Raw genomic sequence first — 24,257 nt, 5'->3', positions numbered from 1 at the left:
GGGCTAAGCCCCAACTTTGAAGGGGAGGGAATAGTATGAAGAAGATTCTTTTGATGGTTGTATTGGTGATTTCTGTTTTTGCATTAGCAGCTAACTATCGGATAGGGCTTTCTCTGTCAACACTCAACAATCCTTTCTTTGTAACTCTAAGAGACGGTGCTCAGGATATGGCAAACAAGCTTGGGGTCGAACTAATTGTTGCGGATGCTCAGGACAATCCTGCAAAACAGCTCAGTGACATCGAAGATTTCATCCAGCAGAGGTTGGACCTAATTATCATCAACCCCACAGACAGTGACGCGATAGTCACGGCAGTAGAAGAAGCAAATGACGCTTTTATACCCGTAATTACAGTAGATAGGGCTTCCAATGGTGGATTGGTAGTGTGCCATATTGCTTCGGATAACGTTGCTGGTGGAAGAATGGCGGGGGAATTGATAGCAAGCCTTTTGAATGGCGAAGGAAACGTCGTGGAGCTGGAAGGTATTGTTGGAACATCCGCTGCAAGAGACCGTGGAGCAGGTTTTGAAGAAGCCATAGCAAATTATCCCGGAATAAAGCTTGTTGCGAAACAAACGGCAAATTTCAATCGTGCCGAAGGCCTTACCGTTATGGAAAACATCCTCGAAGCCCATCCAGATATTGATGCGGTTTTTGCCCAGAACGATGAAATGGCTCTGGGTGCAATTGAAGCGATTAAAAGCGCTGGACTTCTGGATAAAATAATAGTGGTTGGATTTGATGCTATTGATGATGCCGTTGCAGCAGTAGAGAAAGGAGAAATGACAGCAACAATAGCCCAGCAACCTTACAAAATGGGAGAACTCGCTGTCCAAAAAGCCTTTGAATATTTGTCCACTCAAACAATATACATACCCGTTGATCTAAAGCTGGTAATGCAGGAATAAAAACCCGATGGGGGCGAATGCCCCCATTTCTTTTGGGAGGAAATTATGATTGCCGTAATTGGTAGCAACAATGTCGATATAGTTTTAAGAGTGCAACACTTCACATTACCTGGCGAAACTCAAAAAAGTAGTGAACTTTTATTGTTTCCAGGCGGAAAAGGAGCCAATCAGGCTGTCGCTTCCAAAAGACTTGGAGCTGAGGTTTATTTTCTAAGCTGCATAGGTAATGATGCCAATGGACAATTCATCAGCAGAAAGTTAAAAGCAGAGGGGCTGGGAGAGCATCTCATTACTGTCAATATGCCTAATGGAGTCGCCATTATCGAAGTAACTCATTCTGGTGAGAATAGAATAGTCATCTACCCGGGTGCCAATTCCCAATTAAATGAAGAGCTTTTAAATTCAAAAAGCGATGAGCTTCTGAAGGCAGATTTTCTCCTTCTTCAAAACGAAATCCCTTTTAAGACAGTTCTGGCTGCCGCAAAGCTGTTTAAGAATGCAGGCAAATTTGTTATCTTCGACCCTGCACCTGCTACAGAAATTAATGTTGAAATTTCAAAATACGTGGATATAATAACGCCAAATGAAGAAGAAGCTAGAGCAATGGTAAATAACAACGCATCTACAAATGATCTAGTTGACAACCTTTTGAAAATTGGTTTCAGAAATGTATTACTCAAATTGGGAAGCAAAGGCGGGGTATTCAAAGGCAAGCTCGGCTATTTTGAATTTCAGGCTTTTAAAGTTGCTGCTATGGATTCAACAGCCGCTGGCGATGCTTTTAATGGCGCACTCGCAGCTGCATTGAATCGAAATATGGATATTGAAAAGGCTGTGCGTTTCGCAAGTGCTGCTGCTGCTATTTCAGTTACCAGGAAAGGGGCTCAACCTTCGCTTCCGTATTTAGAGGAAGTAACTTCTTTCCTCAGTGAGGTGTGAAAAATGAAGAAAGATGGAATAATAAATAGAGAACTCGGTGCTGTTATAGTTAAGCTTGGGCATACTGATGCTGTAACAATTTGCGATTGTGGATTACCTCTTCCTGAAGAAAAAAAAGTTATCGACCTTTCGATAAAGAAAGGCTTTCCCGGGTTGATAGAAACACTGCAACCTTTACTTGAAGAAATCGTTGTCGAAAGTGCAGTGTTAGCCGAGGAAATTATTAAGGCAAATCCTCAAATGCATCAAAGGCTTCTTAACCTGTTAAAAAACGTGAAAGTGAAATATGTGAAGCATGAAGATTTCAAAGCTTTTGTTCTTGAAAAGTCAAAAGTAATAGTGAGAACAGGTGAAGCGACACCTTATTCTAATGTCATACTTTTCTCAGGTGTGGATTTTTAACTGACAACAATTAGAAAATAAACACATACAGTCACAGCAGTAGAAATAGCCAGAGGGAAAATTATCCTTCTTACCATTGCCGTATAGGTAACAGAGAAATATTGTGTGGTAAGCGCTACACAAAGGTGCACCGGTGATAGCAAAACCCCAGCAACAGCAAAAGTATAAGCAAGCAGAGCTGAAGGAAACATGATACGAGCTTCAACCAGGCTCATCAGCAACGGGAAGCTCAGTCCAACAGATGCCTGTGTAACACCCGTCATCATTCCCATAATAAATGGTAGAACTATAATTACCAAGATGGGCGGTATTGACCATGAAAGTAACTCGTTACTCATAGATTCCGGTATATGGGAAATTTCTACAAAAGCTTTGAAGAAAAAAACTGCTGACAGCAAAAGAAAGGTTTTCCACTTTAAAGAGTTTTTTAAAATTTTCAGCCTATCCCTTTTGGTAAGTAAATACATCAATGAGATGACAAGCACTACAAGCCAACCAGGTTGGTTTAGAATTACCAGTGTTATCACTGCAATAATGGGCCATGAAGCAACGAATAATTCCCTAATGGCATAGAGCGAAAACCTCATTTTAAGACGTGTTCTGACCATGTACAAATAGCCAGCAAAAATCGCTGCAATACCAGCAGGAAGCATCCCAACAACCATAGATTTCAAGGGAGTATTTGCCATGCTTGCTGCAATTACTATTGCTGGATAAAGAGGCCAGAAATATTCCATGGAATGCCTGAACCAGTAATTTGTTACCATTGAGTCTTCGCTTGTTATATCGGGATCTCCAAATGCCATTTCTTTAACCATAGGAGCTGAAAACATAGCACCTCCCGGCATGGGGAGCAAACCTATGGTAGCTGGCATTAAAGAAATAGCGATTCTCGGAGCAGGGAAAATCTTACCAATGGCTGAAGTAAACTTTGCAGCATCGCCACTCCGGTTAAGAGTTTCACCAAGAAGGTAAATGGAAAAGATGGTTATCATGACTTTCCAGAAATTCCAGTCAGATATTTCCACAACAAGAGCGTTAAGATAAATCACGGGTTCAATCAATAGCAGCACGCCTATTGTTAGAATTGCTATAATGAGTGAAATCGTGATATCTTTTATATAGCGCAAAGACAATATCATTGAAAAAATCCCAAGAAATACCGATAGAGTCGTCATGAAATCACCTTAGAAATAGTTTGCATAACGAATTATACAACGGGAGAGATATTTGTGGTAAACCAGAGTGAAAATATTTTTGCCCTGAGATTTTCGCGAGAACCTAAAATCCTCGATGAAAAGGCATTTGAAGATGGCAAGAAATTAATATTGGAATCAAATTATCCATCGGAATATCCCGAAAACAACAAACTTATTCTTGAATATTATCCCGCCAGAAGAGCTAAGGGAACTGTACTCTTCATCCATGGTACGGGGCAGAAAAATCTTAAATATCTTAGATGGTTTGCAAAGCATTTTCCTGATTTCTCATATAATGGTGCGTTGATGATTTTGCCATATCATTTCTCCCGAACTCCTAAGGGATACAAATCCGGTGAGCTTTTTATGGAAACTGAAAGTGATAAATTACGCGGAAGGTTTGAAAACGCCGTTGTTGATACTCTTACATGCCTTGAATACCTGAAAAATCTTAATCTGCCCCTATTTATCATGGGATATAGCTTTGGAGGTTTTATTGCTACAATAGTAGCATCCCTTTCAGATGTTCCCAAAAAACTTTCGCTCGTGGTGACAGGCGGAAATTTTTATCACATCACCTGGAAAAGCTTTGCAACAAAAGTATTGAGAGTAAAATACGAGGAAAATGAAAGCTGCAACCCGGAAAAATGTTTAAAATACCATTTAGAAGATTATCCGAAATTCTTGAACTCAATCAAAGATCCATATGTTGCGGTGGGGAGCGCTCCTGTTTCCTGTTTTGAATACGATCCCCTCACATATGCTCCTTTCGTGAAGCAACCTGTATTGATGTTTGGAGCGCTTTTCGACGTATTTATTCCGCAAAAATCAACTTTTGAGCTTCACAAAGCCTTCCAACAAGCAAAACTTCGCTGGTTAATCTCAGGTCATCTAAGTTCAATTTTTTTTAAGAGGAAAATTCTCAGAGAAACCATTCACTTTTTTGAAATTTAATTCCAATTTATGGAAATTGTTTTCTGAGTTTTGAACATCTTCTATGGAGTTATGAACATAGAGATGTTCATAACTCTGATAAATTTTTCGTAAAGCTCATGAATAAAGCATCACAGGCATGTTCATAACTTTTTCTTCTGAAAGCCACTTCTATAAAGGAATACAAGCATCGAGGTATACATATGTACCAAGTTATGAACATTAGCTTTCCGAACTATTCATTTCACAAAGTCAAAAAATCTCTGAAATTCTTTTCAGTTCAGGAATTTAGACTAAAAAAGTTATGAACATCGTCACAAGCCTTTATTGAAGAGCTGTACAGAAGTTATGAACATTCAATGTTCATAACTCAAAAGTTATGAACATGCATTCAAAACATCTTTGGATAATCGTTTCAGAAGTTATGAACATAGTTATGAACATCTATATATTATTATTTATAAGAAAGAACTAATAAATAATAAGAAAAGCACCCCGAAGGGTGCTCGTTTATTTTGATTTCATTTAAACTGCTTTGTATTTTTTCTGGAGCTTTTCAAGGGCTACTGAATCAGAGAAGTACTTTCTATCATACAGACAACCAAGATAATAGGATTCCTGCTGACCTCCAACAAGAGGACCAATAACCGCTGAAAAAAGCATAGACCCAAACATTGCAAAGAAAGGAATGGGATCCCTGATATCCCAAACATCATCAAGCATTCCTTTATCCCTTTTGAAAAATCCTTTCAACTTTTTGAACTTACCCTTAAATAAAACAGCAAGGAACCATCCAAGCTCAAGAGGTGATGTGTAAGAACCAACACCTATTTTGGGTTTTACTTCTTGAACACTAATAGGATCTTCTAAAAGATCAACATACATCTTAGGAAAATTAACCCCGGCAGCATAGGCAACATAAACCCCGGGGCTCATTCTTGGATTAACATCTGTAATGTAGTAAGTATTCTTCTCACTATCATAAAGAAAATCGGTACATATATACCCTGTATAGTCAAGTTCTTCGACAATCTGTGCAACGTATTCATCTATCTCAGGAACATTGTAAGTCAGTCTGTAAGTTCCAAAACCGCCTTCTTCCGGATATTCCCTTATGTTTTTGTAAACCACATTTGAAAGCAGTTTCCCTTTATAAGCCATGCCAGTGGTACAAAATTGGGTTTTAGGAAGCAACTGTTGAACCATATATTCATCTGCATTGACAGTTGAACCAATCTTCTTGAGAACATCTATTGAATCAATAACCTTTATACCAATTGCCCCTCTGTTTCTTCTGGGTTTTATTACCACAGGAAAAGTCCATTCCTCCTCCTTAAAATCCCTTAAAAGAACTGTCTTTGGCGAGGGAATTTTAAGGACTTCCGCAAGTTTTGAAACACTGTATTTATCATGTAAAAAAGCGAGTTTCGAATAATCTGAAAGAAGCAATTTAGCTTTTCCTTCAAATTTATCAAGGTAATAAGCAAATACAAAGGTATCTTCAAAGCCTGGAATGATGATGTCTATTTTGTAATCCTCAACTACCTTGAGAATAAAGTTTATGAATTCTTCGGACTCTTCGCTTACTTTGGGATAGATAAAATATTTCTTTACATAACGCGAATAAAGCCCTGCACTCATTCTAACACTGTCAGCCGCATACACTTCATGACCTGCCCGATGCAAAAGCCTTATTGAGTCCAGAGAGTACATCATTCTTGCCGTGGTTACCAATACTTTAGCCAAAAAATCACTCCCTAAAAGAGATCTCGAACATATTATACTTCTTGTATAAAGATTCTAAAGAGATTTTATCAAAGTGTAATTTTTTCTTTTATATAACATCTCATTAAACGCTCATAAACTAAAAGCAATTCACAAATTAGATGTTGTCTGATACTATCCTTTTGAACGTTTCCGCAATCTTTTGTATATCAGCTTTCGTTACATCTTTATTTGTTACCAGGCGATAAAGATCACCCTCAGGTGGATTTATTTTTATTCCGGCTTTTTCCATCTCGCTTACTACCAACGCGGGGTCAGGGTATTCAAGCTTGAAGAAAACCATATTTATGTCCAGCTGATCTTCCATGATATGAAGTCCCGGTATTTCTGAAAGCATTTCAGCAAGAAACCTTGCATTTTCATGGTCTTCTTCCAACCTGTCAACCATCTTTTCAAGTGCAACGATACCTGCAGCAGCCAAAACCCCTGCCTGTCTCATACCGCCTCCCATCAATTTCCTTCCTTTACGAGCTTTCTCGATGAACGCAGATGAACCAGCAAGAATTGATCCGACCGGCGCAGCAAGGCCTTTTGAAAGGCAAAACATAACTGAATCCGCAGTATCTGCTATCTCTTTTGCCTTTATACCAAGTGCCACAGCAGCGTTGAATATTCTTGCTCCATCCAGATGCACTGGAATAGAGAATTCCCTGGCAAGTTCTTTAACACTTTTTAGATACTGTAATGGAATTACGCGTCCTGAAGAGTGAGCATTCTCCATACAAATGAGCCCGGTATCTGGATAATGAATGTCTTTATCCCTGATAGAAGCTTTGAGCTTTTCAATTGACGGCATACCCTCTGGAGCCTCAAGCGTCCGGAGTTGCACCGAAGCAATAACCGCTGATGCTCCAACTTCGTGAGCGAAAATATGATTTGAATCCGGGACAATTACCTCATCGCCTCTTTTGGTATGGGTAAGTAATGCAAGCTGGTTACCAAAAGTACCGGAAGGAACAAAAAGCGCAGCTTCTTTTCCAACCATTTCAGCTGCTAGATTTTCCAATCGGTTTACAGTGGGATCATCACCATACACATCATCACCGACTTCAGCTTCGTACATTGCCTTTCTCATTTCATTCGTTGGTTTTGTTACAGTATCGCTCCTTATGTCTATCCAGCTCAAAACAGCCACCTCCATTTCAATTATAAGTCAATATTCCCGAAAGACATTCAAAAGTTGATAACTGTGCTATAATCCTAAAAAGGAGGTGTTCTTATGGAAATATACAGTAGCGAGGGCAATTTGCCACCGTAAATTTTTCCTCGAAAAGCCACTCCACCCTCCACAGTGTTCAATCAAATAAAATGAACCATCTTAACAGGAAGGAGTGGAGCTAATGTTAAAGTATTTCATAACGGAAAAGGATAATTTGAAAGAAATCGATAAATATGTTCCCAAGTGCTGGATTTGCAGCGTAAAACCTGATGAAAAGGATATTGAAGAGCTAAAAAATCTTGGAATTGACGAGGATTTTATTTATGATGCTCTTGATCCGGAAGAAAGAGCTCGTTTTGAGCAGGATGAGGATCTGATATACATAATTACCAAGATCCCCTTTTTTGACAAAAATGATCTTGAAGTTCCTTTCAAAACACTTCCGGTGGGTATTGCGATTACTCCGGAATCCATAATTACCATTACCGACCACGAAAGCGAAATCTTCAACGACTTTCTCAGCAAAAAAGTTAGGGATTTTTCTACGAAAAAACGCTTTAGGTTTTTGCTGAGAATTTTTGATAGAGGCACTTTGTACTATTTGCGATATTTAAAAGATATTCGCAAAAGATCAAATGACATCGAGGCTGAATTGCATCGCTCAACAAGGAACAAAGAATTGATTGCCATGCTGAACCTTGAAAAATCCCTTGTGTATTTTACAACTTCACTAAGGTCAAACGAGCTTATGTTCGAAAAATTGAAAAGAGCAAACATTCTCACGCTTTACGAAGAAGATGAGGATCTATTTGAAGATATTATTATTGAAAACCGCCAGGCTATTGAAATGGCACGCATATACAATGATATTCTAAGTGGCATGATGGATGCTTTCGCATCTGTCATATCAAACAATCTAAACGTAGTAATGAAAATATTGACCATTGTAACTCTGGTACTCCAGATTCCCATGCTTACAGCTTCTATATATGGCATGAACATTGCTTTGCCTTTACAACAATCGCCCCACGCCTTTTATATAACCATGGGAATTTCTGCCATCACGGCTGCTATTTTCGGATTTGCATTGTTTAGAATACGTTGGTTTAAGTGATTTTAAGAGATTTCAATACAATGACTTGAATTACGGAGACAGCAAGCAAATAAACCAGCAGAAACCACCACGAAACGAATAATGAAGGGAAAGCATAAATAGAAGCAAGAGCCATAGAAGTTATCATTATGGCTCTTGTGTTTTTTATATAGAGTTTTTTTAATTTGTCATAAAAATGGTCTCGATCCCCTTCAAAAGGTGATTTTCCATTTAGAATCCTTCTCATGAAACCAAGTGTGAGGTCAAGTAAAGGCAGCCAGAGGATGCCAAGAACGCTTACAGTAAACCCGGAGTGGAAAGCCTGTATAAAAGCTATTCCAAAAAAGCCTCCAAGAAGGTATGAACCTCCATCACCGAGAAACATCCTGGCCGGAGCTATATTGAATATGAGAAAGGCACTTATTATGGGAATAAGCCAGCTGAAATACGCAAGGTCCGGGATAAGAGAGAGAGCTATTGCTACTATAAGACTAATCCCTCCGCAAAGCCCGTCCATTCCATCGATCATGTTGAAGGCATTTATTATTGCCGCAAAAACAAAAGCTAAAAATAAAGATGTTATCACGGAATTTCCAAAAAAAATGGAAAAACCAAAACCTATGATAAGTTCTGCTAAAAGCCGTAACCTGGGGGGAGTTTCCCTCAAATCGTCAATAAATCCTATTGCCCAGAGTATAGACAATGGCAAAACGTAGATAAATAGCTCCCTGTTGAATAGAAATGCAGTGAAAATAAAGGAAAGAATTATTCCAAGACCACCAGTAAAAGGAATGGGCTTTTCATGGGGTTTAAGCATTCCCTTTGGTTTATCAAGCAAACCCAAACGAATGCCCAAAAACATTGATAGGTACATCAATACAAAAGACAAAACGAAAGAATACAGGTAAGGCATACGATTCACCTTCCAAATTTCTCAATGGCCTTTTGAAGATGATATACGACAAAATCCTGTTCATCTTTCGTTATTGAAGTATAAAAAGGTATAGCGAGAGTTCTTTTGGAAATCGCTTCTGTAACTGGCAAAAAGCCTTCTTTATAACCAAATAACTTCTTGTAAAAGGGTTGCAGATGTACGGGTCTGAAATAATCGCGGCTTTGAATTCCATGCTCGCGCAGATAATCAATTACTCTGTCTCTATCAATCGAAGGATCCAGCTTAACTACATACACAAACCATCCCATGGAAGTGGTGTAGTCTTCCACAGAAGGTGATTCAATGCCATCAAGCTTTTCAAAAAGTGTGCTATAATATTCAGCTGCCCCTGAGCGCTTTGAAAGTATTTCTTCTATTTTTCTCATTTGCTCAACCCCAATTGCAGCAGATACCTCATCAAGCCTGTAATTATAGCCTATTTGGATATGCTCAAGCCATTCTTCTGCTTCGCCTCTTCCCTGGTTTCTCATGCTTTTAGCTCTTTTTGCTATCTCTTCATCGTTAGTAACGATTATTCCACCCTCACCGGTTGTTATTTGTTTGTTCGGATAAAAAGCAAAAGCGCCTGCTATGCCAAAAGTTCCAAGTTTTTTCCCTTTGTAAGCACTTCCAAGGGCTTCACAGGAATCTTCAACGATCTTAATACCGAACTCATCACATATTTTCATAATGTTGTCCCAGTCCATTGGATGACCAAAGATATCAACTCCCATCAACATCTCGGGGACAAAAGGCTTTAATTCGAGCCTGTCAGTTATAAGCCCTTTTTTGGAATAGCGCTCCAGGGCTTCTTGCAACGTTTCAGGAGAGATATTCAGAGTTTTTTCTTCAATATCCGCAAAAACTGGAATTCCACCATTGTATAAAGCCACGTTTGCTGAAGATATGAAAGTAAAGGAAGAAGTGAGCATTTTTTGCTTTTCTCCAAATCCCGAAGCGCTTAATATAAGATGTAGAGCGCTTGTACCACTGTTTACAGCAACAGCATATCTGGTACCAACAAAGGAAGCTATACTTTCCTCAAAAGCTTTAACTCTTTCTCCAATGGAAAGGATACCAGATTTCATAACTTCAACAACGGCTTCTATTTCTTCGGCTGAAATGTAGGGTTTAGACAGGGGAACGAACATCCTTCTCACTTCCTTTTCCTTTTCGCGATTTTGCGAAGTAGGAAAGTATCAAGCCAAGGCTGAACGACCAGAGTGCGGCCATTCCAATCTGATATTCCCTTGGCAATATAAATGTTAGTGTATGTGCAGGAATCCAGAACCATAGTAACGAATATAAAGATTTATCCAAATTTGACCAATTGCTTTTTCCCGTAAAGAGATTATCTAAAGCCCTATGCAAGATTACCAAAAAGGGACCAAATTGTAGATTCATACTCACAGATCTTGACAGCGCGTTAAAAAAAGCCAGAAGCGGCGATTTCCGGGAGTAAGCCATGGAGTATCAGAGCAGCCACAAAGCCTTCAAAACCAATAAATGCAATCTTTATTGGAATTGCGAGAAATGCCCAGATAAGTACTTTATAAAGGAGCTCTATGCCCCTTAGCTTCCCTTTACCAGATATTTTTGTGGCTACAATCTCACCCAGTGTTCCAAGGATTGCAAACTGGATTATTGCCGAAAGAAAGGGATAACCTTTTACAAAATCCAGATAATAGTTCATTTTTGTGACTCTCCTTTACTACCAAGCTCAGGGATTATGCAATTTATTTGAGCAGTTGCATCAGGAACAAACTCTTTCACTATCGCATTAAGGGCATTAAAGTCGCTTTCTTCAACAGCTTTCTCAAGCCTTATAACTAACTCTTTGAGCTGTTCAGAAGAAAGTATTTTATTGGATTTGAGTTTGAAAATCTTTGGATGGGGGGTCTTTTCAAAGGCTTCGCCATGCAATGAGAGTTTTTCAAAGAGTTTTTCACCAGGCCTGATACCTGTGTATTTTATCTCTATTTCCTGATCGGGAACATAACCTGCCAGAGTAATCATATCCCTTGCCAGGTCAGAAATTTTGACGGGTTTTCCCATATCCAGGACAAAAACCTCTCCACTGGAAGCAAATGCTCCAGCTTGAAGTACCAGAGATACTGCCTCGGGAACTGTCATAAAATAACGTGTCATCCGCGGGTCGGTTACTGTTACAGGGCCTCCAGCTTGAATTTGCTTTGTGAATTTTGGGACAACACTTCCCCTGCTTCCCAGAACATTTCCAAAACGAACCATTGCGAATTTTGTGCTTGATTTCCCGGAAATAGCCTTTAACATTTCTTCAGCAAGACGCTTGGAAACTCCCATGATTGAAGAAGGGTTGACGGCTTTATCGGTGGAAATCATTACCATGCTTTCCGCACTGTATTTATCGGCAAAACGTGCAATTGTATATGTGCCAAGGCTGTTCACTCTAAAAGCTTCGGTGGGGTTTTCTTCCATAATTGGAACGTGTTTATGAGCTGCAGCATGAAAAACCAATTGGGGTTTTAGCTTCAAAAAGAGGTATTCCATTCTATGTTCATCCTGGATATCTGCTATAATCCTGTGAATTTCGAGTTCAGGATAAGAGCTTTTCAACTCATTTTCAATTTCATATATACTGTTCTCTCCCTTGCCCAGCAAGAACATAGCAGATGGGGACAGTTCCGCAATTTGTCTGCAAAGCTCACTGCCAATACTTCCACCGGCACCTGTAACAAGAACTCTTTTGCCAGAGATAAATTTTCTCAATTCCTCTTTTTCGACAGATACAGTTTCACGTCCTAATAGATCTTCAACACTGATTTCTCTTAAGTATCCAAGGCTCGCCTTTTTGTTCATGAGTTCTGCAAGTCCTGGCAATGTTTGAACCCTGACTTTTTTCAAATCGATGAGGGACATGATGCGCCGGATTTCCTCAGAACTAGCTGAAGGAATGGCAATGATGACTCTGGATATGTTGTGCTTTTCTACAAGCTGCATAACCATTTCCGTATTGCCTAAAACAGGCAATCCGTGGATACGCTTACCACGCTTTCTTGGAGAATCATCAAGGAAGCCTATTATTCTTCCATAGGAAGGATTTCGCATAATTTCTTCGGCCAGGGACATTCCAGCATCCCCGGCGCCTATAATCATAAGTCTTTCGCTTGATCCACCTTCACGGTCAATTTTCAAGAAGAGATATGTAAGCCAGAAAATCCTGGACCAAATAATCAATAAAGTGGCTCCAAAAAACGCCATGGTTGAGACTGTAAGGGGCACAGTAAAAATCTTTACATCAAGTAGCAGCATAAATCTGCCAAAGAAAAAACCGGCAATGTATCCAATAAACGTACCGCGAAGGATTATCCAAAAATCCCTAAAATTGGCGTAACTCCATGATACGCGATACGTTCCGTTGACAACCAGCGATAAGAGCACTATGGCACTAAAAAAAGCCCCATTTTGAAAGAACTCGGGCTCATTAAGGCTGAAAATGCCATATCTAAAATACATTCCCAGTGCATAAGAGGCGTATATTAGCAGGTAATCAGTTAATGCAAGAATAAGAAACCTTCTTATCTCTCTTCCTTTATCCATATATCCTAACACTTCTCACTTTACCCAATAAAGTCCAAATCCTGCTGTACCCGGGCCGACATGTGTTGAGATTACTTTCCCCATTACAGAGGTGGCCATTTCTCGGATATTGTAAGTGTCTTCAAGGGGCTTTTTCAAAGCATTTATGCCGTTTTCATTATCCGCATGCACCAGTATCACATCCACTGTGGAGCCTTTAGGTACCTCTTCTAAAATCTTGTTCAACAACATCGTTTGAGCTTTCTTTTCACCTCGAACTTTTTTGAATGGGATCATCGAACCGCTTTTGTGTTCGATGTACAATCCAACGTTTATACTCAGCAGGTTTCCCACAAAGCCCTGAAATTTAGAAACTCTTCCGCCTTTGACGAGAAAATCAAACTTAGAGACATAGAAAACTGCGTGATATTTACCTTCACTGATTTCTTTCTCAAGAATCTTTCCGGTCTCCTCCACATTTTTGCCTTCGCTTATCAATTCGTGTGCGCGTTTTGCCATTAGCGGGTTAATAGCGCTTGCCTTTTTTGTATCTACAACATAAATTGGTTTATCAAATTCTTCAGCTACCAATTTTGCTGTGTTGTAAGTACCTGACATATGTGTGGAGATGCAAAGCACGAGTATTTCTTCATAACCATTATCAAATGCCTTTTCGTAGAAAGAACGTATCTCTCCTGGAGAAGGTTGAGAGCTTTTAGGAAGCCTGTCGCTGTTTTCAAGGCGCCTCCAAAAATCACTTATTACCCGAAACTCTCTTGAATCATCATCTTCTTGTGTTCCATCAGGCCAGGTTAAGTGAAGCGGGATAGTTGTTATATCAAATCTCTCTATCCATTCTTGCGGTATATCGGCAGTACTGTCAAGCATTATTTTTACTTTTCTCTTCATAACAATACCCCCAATTCGATTTTCTTTTGATACTAGTATATCAAATATTCAATTTGCTCTTTAAACGAATGAAGCATTAGCCTGAACAATAATAACAGATATGCACGGTTTTATGTTCATGAATATTAAAATGGTAAAATCAATTGAAGGGGGTTAGCGATGAAAAGACTTAGCCAGAAAGTCTCTTTGCAGTTTTTTTCTTTGTGGTTTTTGTTCTGGTTTTCATAGGCATTTTCACCTTTCTCTCCTTTGCAAAAGCTTCCAGAGAAGAGTACAAAAGCTATCTGGAAGTGAAAAAACAAGATGTATATAGCTGGTTCATCGAGTACAAGAAATCATTGCGCAACAATCTTGAATTTTTCTTAAAAGATGGCCAGTTGCTTCCTGAAGTAATGCTGTTGGCTGAATATAAGCCTGAAGATATAAAAGTTTTCAAAGACGAGGTTAATCTTCCAGTAGATTTCGGTACTCTTTTTGACAAATTTGGAAACACATTCTATCCATTCCATGGCGAATTGCTCTATTTCTATAAAACGGATTTTGACGGTAGAACCTTCCTTCTCGCAAGCACAGTTAATAAGTCTTTGATAGACGGTCTTTCAAGTTCATTGGGGAACGATACCCTTGTCTTTCTCTATGTGGATGGTCTTTACTTAATTCCGGAAGACTTCAAAGAACTGGAAATATTTCCGACAGTTGTCAAAAGCGCTTATGATGAAAGCCAGGAAAAACCTGTCGATTATGTTGCAGCCAGAAACTGGCTGGATAAATTGCTATCCGGGGACAAGTATCTGGTCGATCGCATTGAGCTTGTTGGCGCTAACATTTATATTCTTCAATCTCAGAAACTGCTCAGTATTTTTCAAAAACGTTTTGTATATTTGATGTTTGCCGTAACTCTTTTTGTGCTTGTCTTTTCCTTCATCTTTTCAACAGCTTTGAATTCTTATATTTCCAGAGCTCTGAAAAAAATTATAGAAGGGTTCGAATCCATAAAGCAGGGGAACTTTGAAGAAGTGAAAATAAAGTCCCGTGACGAACTGCAACTTATAGCACAGGAGCTGAACAAAACAATGGGCTTTATTAAAGACACCCTTGAAAAGCTCAAACTCTCAAATGAACAATTGAAAAAAGCATCGATTGTGGCACAGCAGGCAAACAAAATGAAATCTGAATTCCTTGCAAATATGTCCCACGAAATGAGAACTCCCATGAATGCTGTATTGGGATTTACAGAACTTCTCATGGCTGAAGAAGACAATCCAGAAAAGAGAAAATACCTTTCCACCATCTATAAAAGCGGAGAACATCTGCTCAATCTCATTAACGATGTTCTTGACCTCTCGAAAATAGAATCAGGTAAATTAGAGACTATCAAGGTTCCTTATAATCCCAGAGAGCTTCTTAAAAACCTTGTTGAAACATATATTCCCCTTGCATCATCAAAAGATCTGCACCTCGCTTATAACGTTGACGAATCCATTCCTGAATATCTTCTCGGTGATGAATTTAGAATTCGGCAAATTCTCACTAATCTCATTTCAAACGCGATAAAATTCACCGAATCTGGCTATGTTACCATAAGAGCCATTAATGGAGAAAATACAATTGACTATGTTGTGAAAGATACCGGCATCGGTATATCAGAGAAAGATTTCAAGAGGATATTCGAGCCCTTTACTCAGCTTGACGGGACGATGTCAAGAAAATACGGTGGAACCGGTTTGGGGCTTACCATAACCAAGCGCCTGGTTGAACTGCTTGAAGGAGAGCTCTCTATAAAGAGTTCGCCCGGAAAGGGAACAGAAGTTACAGTAAGACTGAAAAAAGAAATCCCTCCCGTTGTAAGCTCTTCACTGCCGGAAAATGTTGAAACCAGTTCTTTGCTTCTGCTTTTAGTAACTCGGGATACAGAACTTTTAGAAAGCCTTGGGTCTGCGTTTTCCAGACACGGTATTAAGTATAGATATACAGATGACTTAGACCTCACCAGACTCCTATTGAACAATCAAGGAGTTTCTTTCGTGCTTTTAGACAGGGTTTTTCCCGATGACGAGATTGAGGAATTTCTAAAAAAACTGAAAGTTCCCTTTCTGATCCTTTCGGAAAAAAGCAATAACAATAAGGCTTTTGAAAGTTATACAATCACCAAACCGGTATCTGAGGATCGGCTGATAAATAGGATTTACAGTACATTTCAAAAAGCAGAAAGCTTTACTCCGCAAAAAGCTAAAATCCTCATTGTGGAAGACAATGAAGCAAACAGATTGCTGTTCAAAAGGATCCTTCAAAAGATTGGACATGAAGTCAAAGTTGCCGAAAATGGGAAAATTGCCATTGATATGATGAGCAGAGAGAAATTCGATATGGTCTTTATGGATATGCAAATGCCTATAATGGATGGTTATACAGCAACAAGGAAATTAAGGCAGATGGGTATCGAAACCCCGATTATCGCTCTTACCGCTCATACAATGCGCGGTGATGAAGAAAAGACCCTGAAAGTTGGATGTAATGGTTATCTGGGAAAACCTGTCAGACGAAGGGACCTCCTTGATGCTGTCAGGAGATTTTTGAACTCAAAGAAGGCTGATGAAATCGATGATGAAGCTATCTATGAAAAAGAAGAAATAGCAAATGGCTCAAATAACCGCATTCAGAACTTTGCCTTGAAAATGGGACTTTCTATAGAAGAAGCACAAAACATGTTTCAAGAATACGGCAAATTCATTGAAGAAAGAATCGAATATATCCAAAAGAAAATAGATGAAGGGGATTTAGAATCAATAGCAGTTGAGGGACACAGTCTAAAAGGCTCAGGAACCATGTATTCTGTCGAAGAAATATCTGAATTGGGCCTTAATATGGAAAAAGCTGCCAGGGAAAAGCGAGTTGAAGAAGTAAAATCACAGTTAAAAGCCCTGATGGAGTTGAAAAAGAAAATCTGGAGATGATTTTAAAGGAGTATTTTCAACCTGTTTTTTCCTTCTGAGTACTTATAGGAAACTTTCTTTGATAGGTTTCTGATCAAATATATGCCTATACCACCGTTTTTAAGTTCTTCTAAATTCGAAAGATCAGGCAACTTCTTCAATAGAGGATTGAAGGGGGTTCCTTCATCGGTTATTGTGAACTCGATATTTTTCTGATTTATGCTTAATTCTATATCAATTTGACTATCTTCTTTTATACAACCGTGTTTAACAATATTGGTGCAGGCTTCAATGACGACCAATTCGACTATGAAAGCTTTTTCTCTTCCCACAATTGGCACCAGTTCATCGTATATATCCGATGAAATCCGGTCAACTTCTTTCAGGTCTGGCCTCATTTGCAAGAACATCTTATTCTTCATCTTTGTCCACCAGCAGCTCTGAGATATCTTCGACAATTTTTATGATCTTATTTATGCCAAGCAATAGAAGTACTTTTTTAACATAAGGCGAGGGTGAAACAATAGCAAGATCCGAACCCGCATTTTGAAGCTTTTTTCTCAAAGAGAGAATTCTTGTAATGCCTGATGAATCAATGACATCGACATTTTTCATGTTCAAAGCGAGAATGTCGTTATTACTGACAAAACTATATAACTCCTCGAAAAATTTCTCATTCGTAAAGGCAGTTATTTTCTTCTCTTGAACCACGATTTCTTTTACCATAAGATCATCTCCCGAATTTTTCTAAAGCGGCTGAAATCGAATCACAATTGATATCAAACAAAGTATCCAGCTTAAGCATCATAAAGAGATTTTTCAAGTCGGGTGATAATCCACAGAACGTTATAGGGATCTTCTCCTGAAATAATTTTTTATAAAGAGCTATAAAAGAAGCTATTCCCATGCTATCTACAAAAACGAGATTATCGGCATCAAAAATCACCGCTTTTAAATGCTCGTAGTTTTGGTTTAATAGCCACTCTCTGAATTCAATTGAAACTTCACCAATAACTCTCGTGGGTTCTTTTAATTTAATTATCAGATAAAGGTTATTGATCCTTTCGATTTCAAACAATGAAATCCCTCCTATTAAAATTGTATGCCAATAATTGATATGTCGTCTTCAAACTCATTGTTACCAGTGAAAGTTTTCAACTTATTAAAAACATTTTCCAGCTGTTCCTTTAATTGAAAGTTTCTTTGCTCAAAAAGGCTTTTCATGAGCCTTTCCGAGCCAAAGAGTTGACCTCTGTCATTTGCTGCTTCAGTAACTCCATCGGTGTATAAAAAAAGCCTTGCTCCGGGAGAAATTGTATAACATTTCGTGTTTCCCTCAAGCATATCTATGCCTATTATGCTTTCAGCCGGTTCTTTCAATTCAAGCATATCGTCTTTGATAAGAAGAGGTGCCGGATGACCTGCATTGGTTAACTCGAGTGTCTTACTTTCCCTGTGAAAAAGTGCTGCTGTTATTGTAAAGAACAGCGTAAAATCGTTGAATCTGAAATTTCTGTCGAGCTCCAGCATAAAATTACTGAGTTCAAAATCCGGGTGATTGTCACAATAGTCTTCAATGAATCTATGAACAATGACGGATAACATGGCTGCGTTTACACCGTGTCCTGCTATGTCAGCAACGTATAAAAGCACTGAGTTATCATCGATGGGGATGATATCGAATATATCACCACCAACTTTGTGAGAGGGCTCATAGATCCAATGTATTTCATCGAAATAACCCTCCGGGGGATAAGAGGGGATGAGCGATTTTTGGATCCGGGAGGCGGCCATAAGATCTTTTTCCAGATGGGATACGGCGTTTTCAAGAGAATTGATCAAACTGTGAAGTTTAAGTTGCGTATTTACCCTTAAAAGCACTTCTTCATGCAAAAAAGGTTTTGTTATAAAATCAACAGCACCGCTTCTAAGTGCAACCAGCTTATTTTCCTGATCAGTTGAACCTGTAAGAACGATGATGGGTATCTTTTTCAACCATTCGTTACTCTTTATTGCATTAAGCAAATTCAGTCCATTAATGTCTGGAAGCATTAGATCAAGGAGAATGAGATCCGGAGACTCTATCTCTGCTACGCTAAGACCTGTTTTTGCATCAAAAGCTTCCAGAACAACATGTCCAGCCTTGTTGAGTATTAGTTTCAGTAGCATTCTTATTGTTCTATCATCATCAATAACGAGTACTTTACCCACATTTACCCCCCTAAGGTGATTTTATCATATAATAAATTGCCTTAAATTCTCCCGCTCATTCAAAGTATCTAATGGCCCTGGCTGGCGGCAATCTTGAAGCAAAATAACTTGGAACAAAGGTTGACAGAAGGGAAATAACATAAAAGCTAACTCCCATAACCATCAATTGATACCACGGAATGTAAAAGTTCAAGCCTTCCAATGCTGGAGAAGAAAACATTTCATAAGTTGTAAGAATCCCCGTCAAAAAGCCCAGAAGGAGCCCTATTATCACCGAAAAACTGGCTTCAACCCAGAAAGAAGTAAAAATCATATTCCTTGTAAATCCCAGAGATTTCAAAATCCCTATGATTCTTTTTCGCCTGTAAAAAGCCTTAAACATCGTAATCGCAGTACCGGCAATTCCAACAAACATTCCAAAGTACAGAAAAGATCTGAAAATTTCGACTATACCGCTAATCGAAGCGCTGATTATCTTAAGGATATCATCTATGAAAATCGAAAACATACCGGACATTCCGATTAGTGAACGGACTTTCTCGTGGTTATTTTTCTTTTCCTCATAGTTATCTCCTTCAAGTTTTATAAACAGCATCTGGCTGCCTAATTTCGCTACAATTTCTTCTGGCAGGCTTTCAGAATAGATAAAAATGCCATTAAAAATGGAAAATGTATCCTCAGGAATAACTCCGACAACAGAAAGGTCGACAGATCTTTCAAGAGGGATCCACACATTTTTTGTTTCTCTAATTGAGCGTTCTGGACCCGCAAAGGCGTTTCCAGAAGAAATTTCGGTGATGGTAACCCTATCGCCAGGATCTGCTTTGAGGACGCTTTCTGAAACTGCTATGGCATCGGGGTGAGAAACAAGATAATTCCACAACACAGATATATCAGATCTTGCGCCTTTAACCGGATTTATTGTCTTCAGGTTTTTAATTGCAAAGGAACTTCCACCGGGAAATCTTTTATCAATGAGATAAAGGTTCACTCTTTTTGACTCACCAGAAGAAGTAAAAACTTTTGCTCTTCCAACGAGTATTGTCGAAGCCTCTATGACACCTTCGATAGAGGAAATCTCAGTAGCTGATATGGTGGTTTCTCCCGACAGTGACGAGGCATATACATCGTAACCGTAAAGGAAAAGATTTCTGCTTTCTGAAAGGTTTTTTTCTTGTGTATAAGGAATGATTGAAATAACTGTTATTATATACACCACCATGGCATACATGGCAATTGTCATTGCCGTTGTGAGTCTGTTTCTTGCCGGAAATGAAATAGAAATTTTCAATGTTGGAGTATGCTTTTTGCTCCTTTTGAATAATCTTAACAATACCCATTCAAAAATCTTGAGGTTATAAGTTCCGAGAAGCATAACAAACAGCAGAATTGAGAATCCTTTAATTGCAATTAGAGTAATGGAATCTGAGCTAGCCTTATTTACAAAATCAACTGAATTGCTCCAGAAAATGAACCCTAAAGCGGCGACACAAAATAAGCTAACAATAAGCCTTTTTTTCTTAATCGGTATCACAAAGGGAAGAGCAAAAAGCGCGAGAACAACCCCCAAAACAAAAAGGGAAGCGTTTTCCAGTCGGTATCCTCCAAAAGCAATCAAAACAGACACCGAAACAGAAATAACTGACAGTAATTTAAAACTTTTTTTCTCTATTTCCAGCTCTTCGGGAATATTCCTTACAGCCCGAACTATATTCATCCTAGAAATTTTTCTTCCTGCGTAAAGAGAAACAAGAATGGGAATCATCATTCCCAGCATAAAGCCATAAATCAATGTAGAAGGCTTAACATATAAGTCGAAAGTGGCTTCAAATGTGCTCGTGTTTAATCTCGAACCAACAGAAGAAATAAGTACTGTTATGTTGTTTACAAGATTAACGAATTTAGAAAGGATAAATTTGGTTATCAATAGCCCTGCTGGTATACCAGCAAGAGCTGCAAAGAGAGAGTAAAAAAACCCTTCAAAAGCTATCACCTTTGACACTTCACTTCGTTTGAAGCCAATTGCCCGTAGAGTACCCAATTCAACCTTTCTCTCTTCAGAAAGCATAACGTATATATTTATCAACAAAAAGACACCTGCAACAATGGCAAAAAGGCTGAGGGCAAGGAAAACAAGCCCGATATTACCTTGAGAAGCGTCCGAAATGACCTCGCTTTTAACGGTCTCTATTTCAAAAAAATCACCATGGGTGTTGATAAAATCCACAACCTGAGATGTGAGCTTTTCGCCTTTTAGGTAATCTCCTTTGTTGGAAACAAAAATATCACTGAAAGCATCTGGTATGCTTATCCCCAGAATTTTTCTGGCATCATTAATATTAAGCAAAAGGGTTCCTTTCATAGGATTCATTTCCGACCCGGTGTAATTAATAAACCCGGCTTGATCCATTACCCCCATTATTTTTATCATTGGGAGTTTAATCCAGCTTAACAATCTGTAACTTGCATCAGGAAGTATTTCAAGGAGGTCCCCTTCTCTTACTCCAAGGGAGTCAGCAATCTTTTTGTTTATTATAGCTGGCACATATCCTTCGCTATCCCCTTGAAGTAACTCGAATGCCTTTACATCTGCATCTTTACCTACGAAATTACTGAATTTACCCGGATCACCACCGATAAGAAAAGCCTCCATTGTTTTTTCGGGGTTAAGTTTTCTGGTTTCTCCTGGAAATCCTATAGTGACGTTCCTTGTTATTACCGGTAAAACACCATCTGTTAAAGGCGATTCTTCTAACAATGAAAGTTGCTCCATGAGTTTTTCAGCATCGAAATAGGGTTTGCCATCACCAGGCTTTAAGATTTCATCTATTTCTCCGAGGTTATATTCAACCTGCGCATAAAGGAATTTTTGAAAAGAATCGTTCATAGCCATTGAACCAACAATCAAAGCCGTACCTATTAAAGAGCCAAGTACTACAAGAAGTGTTTCAGCCTTTCTCCTGAAAGCGTTTTTGAAACTCATTTTTAGCATTATAGGATTTCTAATCATCGAAATCAAAATCCATAGTATAAGTGCTGCAACTATATAAGATAAGATATTAATCATCTTTGTCGAGCCTCCAATTTTTTAATGGAGATAATTTCTCCGCTATCCATATGAGCCACCCTGTTTGCGTAAGAAGCTATCCTTTCGTCATGTGTCACTATCACAAAGGTCTGCCCGTACTTTTCGTTCAACTCAACAATAAGATTCATCAATGCTTTGCTTGATTCAGTATCCAGAGCCCCTGTGGGTTCATCAGCCCAGACTATTTTTGGCTTGTGAACCAGTGCTCTTCCAATAGCCACACGTTGCCTTTCGCCTCCACTCAACCTTGAAGGCAAATAATTTGCGCGTTCATAAATACCAAGTCTTTTAAGAATATCCAATGCTTGTTTTCTGGCATCTTTTAGAGAATAGCCTATTGTTAGTAAGGGAAGTTCGATGTTTTCCACAGTGGTCAAAACAGGTATTAGGTTGTAGAACTGAAAGACAAATCCCATATTTTCTGCCCTAAAGCGCGTTTTTTGATTGTCGTTCATTTCGTTTAGAGGCCTATCATTTACAATTACCTCTCCGGAAGTTAGATCATCTATTCCGGAAAGGCAATTCAATAACGTACTCTTTCCGCACCCAGAAGGGCCAATAATTGCGAGTATTTCTCCCTCTTCAATTTCCAGATCTACGCTTTTCAAAGCCTCAACCTGAACCTCCCCGGAGTTATAAATCTTTCTCAGCTTTTTAGCAACCACAATTGCCATATTATCAACCTCTCATTCGTTTTCCAGATTATTTATTTTATCAGCGATTCCTTTGACTTGTCTGAAAAAGGCGTTTATTCCTGCTATCGCAACAAATATTACTGCGAACATTCCACCATAACCAGATAGTAGCAACAACCCTTTCTCAAGCGCTTTCAAATTAGTGCTTCCAAAGGTCGTTATAACAGGGAACACAGGAGCTAAAATGAAGGAAAATATAAATAATTTCCTTTGAACCTTTGCGACATCAAGGAGTTTTTTCTTAATTTTATTCACCTTTTCCATCAATTCCGACAGATCAATTTTTGTACCTCTTTCAAGGCGGAGTACGGCTTCATCTATTTCTTTTAAGGGATATGCTCCTTCCCGGAAAATGCGGATTTTTTCTCCCAGCTTTTCCGGAAGCAACTTACCATTGCCAAGAAAATAAGCAACAAACATGGTTATAGGAAGCAAAGCGAATAAACCGCTTTCGCTTAACCAAACGTTTATTGAAAAAGTGAGAGCAAGCATTGCAAGGTAGTAGACGAGGTATATATTCCTCATGATTTATCAGGCAATTTTGCCAGCATGCTTTCCGAAGCGGAGACTTTTAAAAAAGAGTCTTCTATTTTACTAACCCAGTCAATAGGGATGATTTTGGTTGAAATTTTTCCTTCTACCTTTAACTCTGCGACAAAATGGGTTATATGCCCCTTTTCGTCAAGCAAAACGCTCTTCACCCTGCCAACTTCGTGGTCTTCGGCAGAAATTACAGTCACTCCAGGTTCAATTGCATGAGAGTTTTCATCTAAATTGTAGCTTACGGCGAGAGGTGGTAGGGGGTAGATTTCTGGATAATCTCCAATAGGTCGAAGCCAGTAAAGAGGTTTGACTTCACCTTCAATGTTTTCGCCTGAAAGAAAGTAGGTCTCCTCAAAATCCTGCAGTTCATCAATTTGCGCTGCATCTATTTTAAGCCTTACTTCATCAGAAGCAGCAAACTGGATTGAGTTAATAGGAACAAGCTTTGCTCTTCTATTGAAAACGCCTTTCTCAACAACAATATGAGTAACCTCGTTTGTTGAAGGATGAAAAACAACTCTTGTAAGCCTTCCGAGATTTTTTCCATCTTCAGACAGCACTCTTGCTCCCCATTTTAGCTTGTTTTCCATATCCCCCACCTCCTTTTGATTGCTATTAAATATTTCACGATACAAGAGTTTTTTGAATTGCTTCTGGAATAATTTTATCACTATATATAGGGTGTCGCGAAAAAAGTGGGCCTCCCAAATTCCAATGGTGGTACCATTGAAATATCCCAACATAAGAAAGGAGGCCCAAATAAATGGTACCACAAGAACTTACAAAAAGCGATATTGTAAAGATTATTGAGTACTTAGACAAGCTTTTGCCTTCTAACTTTGTTAACAAACAAGGCAGAGGTAGAAGAAAGGCTTATTCCGACAAAAGCATCTTGAAACTTTCCGTTTTATTGAAGCTCTGCGATGTCTCATATCGCAGGGCAAAGAACTTTTTAAAAAAGAATCCCA

22 protein-coding genes and 1 pseudogene are annotated in these 24,257 nt (G+C 38.9%); 7 read left to right on the top strand and 16 right to left on the bottom strand.

The genetic code is table 11. The features are described from left to right. Positions 1–35 precede the first annotated feature (35 nt). The 3 genes from rbsB to rbsD are packed head-to-tail and all read left to right on the top strand — an operon-like array spanning position 36 to position 2,249. Positions 36–908 carry a ribose ABC transporter substrate-binding protein RbsB gene (gene rbsB / locus AT15_RS09525; RefSeq protein WP_068348989.1) on the top strand — a complete coding sequence of 291 codons (873 nt, stop codon included), beginning with the start codon at positions 36–38 and terminating at the stop codon, positions 906–908. A 45-nt stretch (positions 909–953) separates the two neighbouring features. Beyond that, positions 954–1,847, top strand: a complete 894-nt coding sequence (gene rbsK, locus AT15_RS09520; RefSeq protein ID WP_068348987.1) for a ribokinase — start codon at positions 954–956, stop codon at positions 1,845–1,847. Positions 1,848–1,850: 3 nt separating this feature from the next. Then, entirely contained in the window at positions 1,851–2,249 is a 399-nt protein-coding gene (gene rbsD, locus AT15_RS09515) for a D-ribose pyranase (protein ID WP_068348984.1), read from the top strand. On the opposite strand, the gene AT15_RS09510 is transcribed toward rbsD, so the two are convergent. Continuing rightward, positions 2,246–3,427 carry a DUF401 family protein gene (locus AT15_RS09510; RefSeq protein ID WP_068348980.1) on the bottom strand — a complete coding sequence of 394 codons (1,182 nt, stop codon included), beginning with the start codon at positions 3,425–3,427 and terminating at the stop codon, positions 2,246–2,248. The genes rbsD and AT15_RS09510 overlap by 4 nt on opposite strands. A 54-nt stretch (positions 3,428–3,481) precedes the next feature. Here AT15_RS09510 and AT15_RS09505 point away from each other — a divergent pair, with 54 nt between their 5' ends. Further along, positions 3,482–4,402, top strand: a complete 921-nt coding sequence (locus AT15_RS09505; protein ID WP_068348976.1) for an alpha/beta hydrolase family protein — start codon at positions 3,482–3,484, stop codon at positions 4,400–4,402. Positions 4,403–4,906: 504 nt separating this feature from the next. Here AT15_RS09505 and AT15_RS09500 read toward each other — a convergent pair. Continuing rightward, the gene (locus AT15_RS09500) at positions 4,907–6,127 is read right to left on the bottom strand and encodes a carboxylate--amine ligase (RefSeq protein ID WP_084251704.1); all 1,221 of its coding nucleotides are present in this window, start codon (positions 6,125–6,127) and stop codon (positions 4,907–4,909) included. 136 nt (positions 6,128–6,263) lie between these two features. Further along, a complete protein-coding gene (gene ltaE / locus AT15_RS09495; protein ID WP_068348974.1) occupies positions 6,264–7,292 on the bottom strand; it encodes a low-specificity L-threonine aldolase in 1,029 nt (342 codons plus the stop codon). A 214-nt stretch (positions 7,293–7,506) separates the two neighbouring features. Between ltaE and AT15_RS09490 the strand changes: the two genes are divergently transcribed. Next, on the top strand, positions 7,507–8,439 hold the full coding sequence (locus AT15_RS09490; RefSeq protein WP_068348970.1) for a magnesium transporter CorA family protein: 933 nt from the start codon (positions 7,507–7,509) through the stop codon (positions 8,437–8,439). On the opposite strand, the gene AT15_RS09485 is transcribed toward AT15_RS09490, so the two are convergent. From AT15_RS09485 to AT15_RS09465, 5 genes are all read right to left on the bottom strand, one after another. Next, on the bottom strand, positions 8,432–9,331 hold the full coding sequence (locus AT15_RS09485; RefSeq protein ID WP_068348967.1) for a glycosyltransferase family 4 protein: 900 nt from the start codon (positions 9,329–9,331) through the stop codon (positions 8,432–8,434). The genes AT15_RS09490 and AT15_RS09485 overlap by 8 nt on opposite strands. 5 nt (positions 9,332–9,336) lie before the next feature. Next, the gene (locus AT15_RS09480) at positions 9,337–10,503 is read right to left on the bottom strand and encodes a DegT/DnrJ/EryC1/StrS family aminotransferase (protein WP_068348964.1); all 1,167 of its coding nucleotides are present in this window, start codon (positions 10,501–10,503) and stop codon (positions 9,337–9,339) included. A 275-nt stretch (positions 10,504–10,778) separates the two neighbouring features. Beyond that, positions 10,779–11,045 carry a hypothetical protein gene (locus tag AT15_RS10460; RefSeq protein ID WP_235598548.1) on the bottom strand — a complete coding sequence of 89 codons (267 nt, stop codon included), beginning with the start codon at positions 11,043–11,045 and terminating at the stop codon, positions 10,779–10,781. Continuing rightward, positions 11,042–12,931, bottom strand: coding sequence for a polysaccharide biosynthesis protein (locus AT15_RS09470; RefSeq protein WP_068348962.1), 1,890 nt, complete (start codon positions 12,929–12,931; stop codon positions 11,042–11,044). The genes AT15_RS10460 and AT15_RS09470 overlap by 4 nt, the downstream gene beginning before the upstream one ends. A gap of 15 nt (positions 12,932–12,946) precedes the next feature. After that, positions 12,947–13,819: a DegV family protein gene (locus AT15_RS09465; RefSeq protein WP_068348959.1), complete on the bottom strand. Its 873-nt coding sequence runs from the start codon at positions 13,817–13,819 to the stop codon at positions 12,947–12,949. A 203-nt stretch (positions 13,820–14,022) separates the two neighbouring features. Between AT15_RS09465 and AT15_RS09460 the strand changes: the two genes are divergently transcribed. Next, positions 14,023–16,773 (top strand): response regulator, encoded by a 2,751-nt coding sequence (locus AT15_RS09460; protein ID WP_084251703.1) that lies wholly within the window; start codon positions 14,023–14,025, stop codon positions 16,771–16,773. Positions 16,774–16,775: 2 nt separating this feature from the next. On the opposite strand, the gene AT15_RS09455 is transcribed toward AT15_RS09460, so the two are convergent. Genes AT15_RS09455 through AT15_RS09420 form a run of 8 tightly spaced genes read right to left on the bottom strand, consistent with a single transcriptional unit; the run spans position 16,776 to position 23,879 of the window. Next, a complete protein-coding gene (locus tag AT15_RS09455) occupies positions 16,776–17,174 on the bottom strand; it encodes an ATP-binding protein (RefSeq protein ID WP_068348956.1) in 399 nt (132 codons plus the stop codon). Continuing rightward, positions 17,164–17,478: an STAS domain-containing protein gene (locus AT15_RS09450; protein ID WP_068348953.1), complete on the bottom strand. Its 315-nt coding sequence runs from the start codon at positions 17,476–17,478 to the stop codon at positions 17,164–17,166. The genes AT15_RS09455 and AT15_RS09450 overlap by 11 nt, the downstream gene beginning before the upstream one ends. Positions 17,479–17,482: 4 nt before the next feature. Next, positions 17,483–17,830 carry an STAS domain-containing protein gene (locus AT15_RS09445; protein WP_068348950.1) on the bottom strand — a complete coding sequence of 116 codons (348 nt, stop codon included), beginning with the start codon at positions 17,828–17,830 and terminating at the stop codon, positions 17,483–17,485. A 14-nt stretch (positions 17,831–17,844) separates the two neighbouring features. Next, positions 17,845–18,963, bottom strand: coding sequence for a PP2C family protein-serine/threonine phosphatase (locus tag AT15_RS09440; protein ID WP_068348947.1), 1,119 nt, complete (start codon positions 18,961–18,963; stop codon positions 17,845–17,847). 55 nt (positions 18,964–19,018) lie between these two features. Then, positions 19,019–22,030, bottom strand: a complete 3,012-nt coding sequence (locus AT15_RS09435; protein WP_068348944.1) for an ABC transporter permease — start codon at positions 22,028–22,030, stop codon at positions 19,019–19,021. Continuing rightward, positions 22,027–22,725, bottom strand: a complete 699-nt coding sequence (locus AT15_RS09430) for an ABC transporter ATP-binding protein (RefSeq protein WP_068348940.1) — start codon at positions 22,723–22,725, stop codon at positions 22,027–22,029. The genes AT15_RS09435 and AT15_RS09430 overlap by 4 nt, the downstream gene beginning before the upstream one ends. A 12-nt stretch (positions 22,726–22,737) precedes the next feature. After that, positions 22,738–23,271, bottom strand: coding sequence for a hypothetical protein (locus AT15_RS09425; protein WP_153019742.1), 534 nt, complete (start codon positions 23,269–23,271; stop codon positions 22,738–22,740). Then, on the bottom strand, positions 23,268–23,879 hold the full coding sequence (locus AT15_RS09420) for a PRC-barrel domain-containing protein (RefSeq protein WP_068348933.1): 612 nt from the start codon (positions 23,877–23,879) through the stop codon (positions 23,268–23,270). The genes AT15_RS09425 and AT15_RS09420 overlap by 4 nt, the downstream gene beginning before the upstream one ends. A 173-nt stretch (positions 23,880–24,052) precedes the next feature. On the opposite strand from AT15_RS09420, the pseudogene AT15_RS09415 reads away from it, so the two are divergent. Beyond that, positions 24,053–24,257: pseudogene (locus AT15_RS09415) on the top strand (hypothetical protein); the annotation flags it as partial.

The organism is Kosmotoga arenicorallina S304, assembly GCF_001636545.1.
Classification (GTDB): Bacteria; Thermotogota; Thermotogae; order Petrotogales; family Kosmotogaceae; genus Kosmotoga_B; species Kosmotoga_B arenicorallina.
Note: the sequence above shows the minus strand (reverse complement) of the source record. Positions and strands in the feature narration are given on the sequence as shown.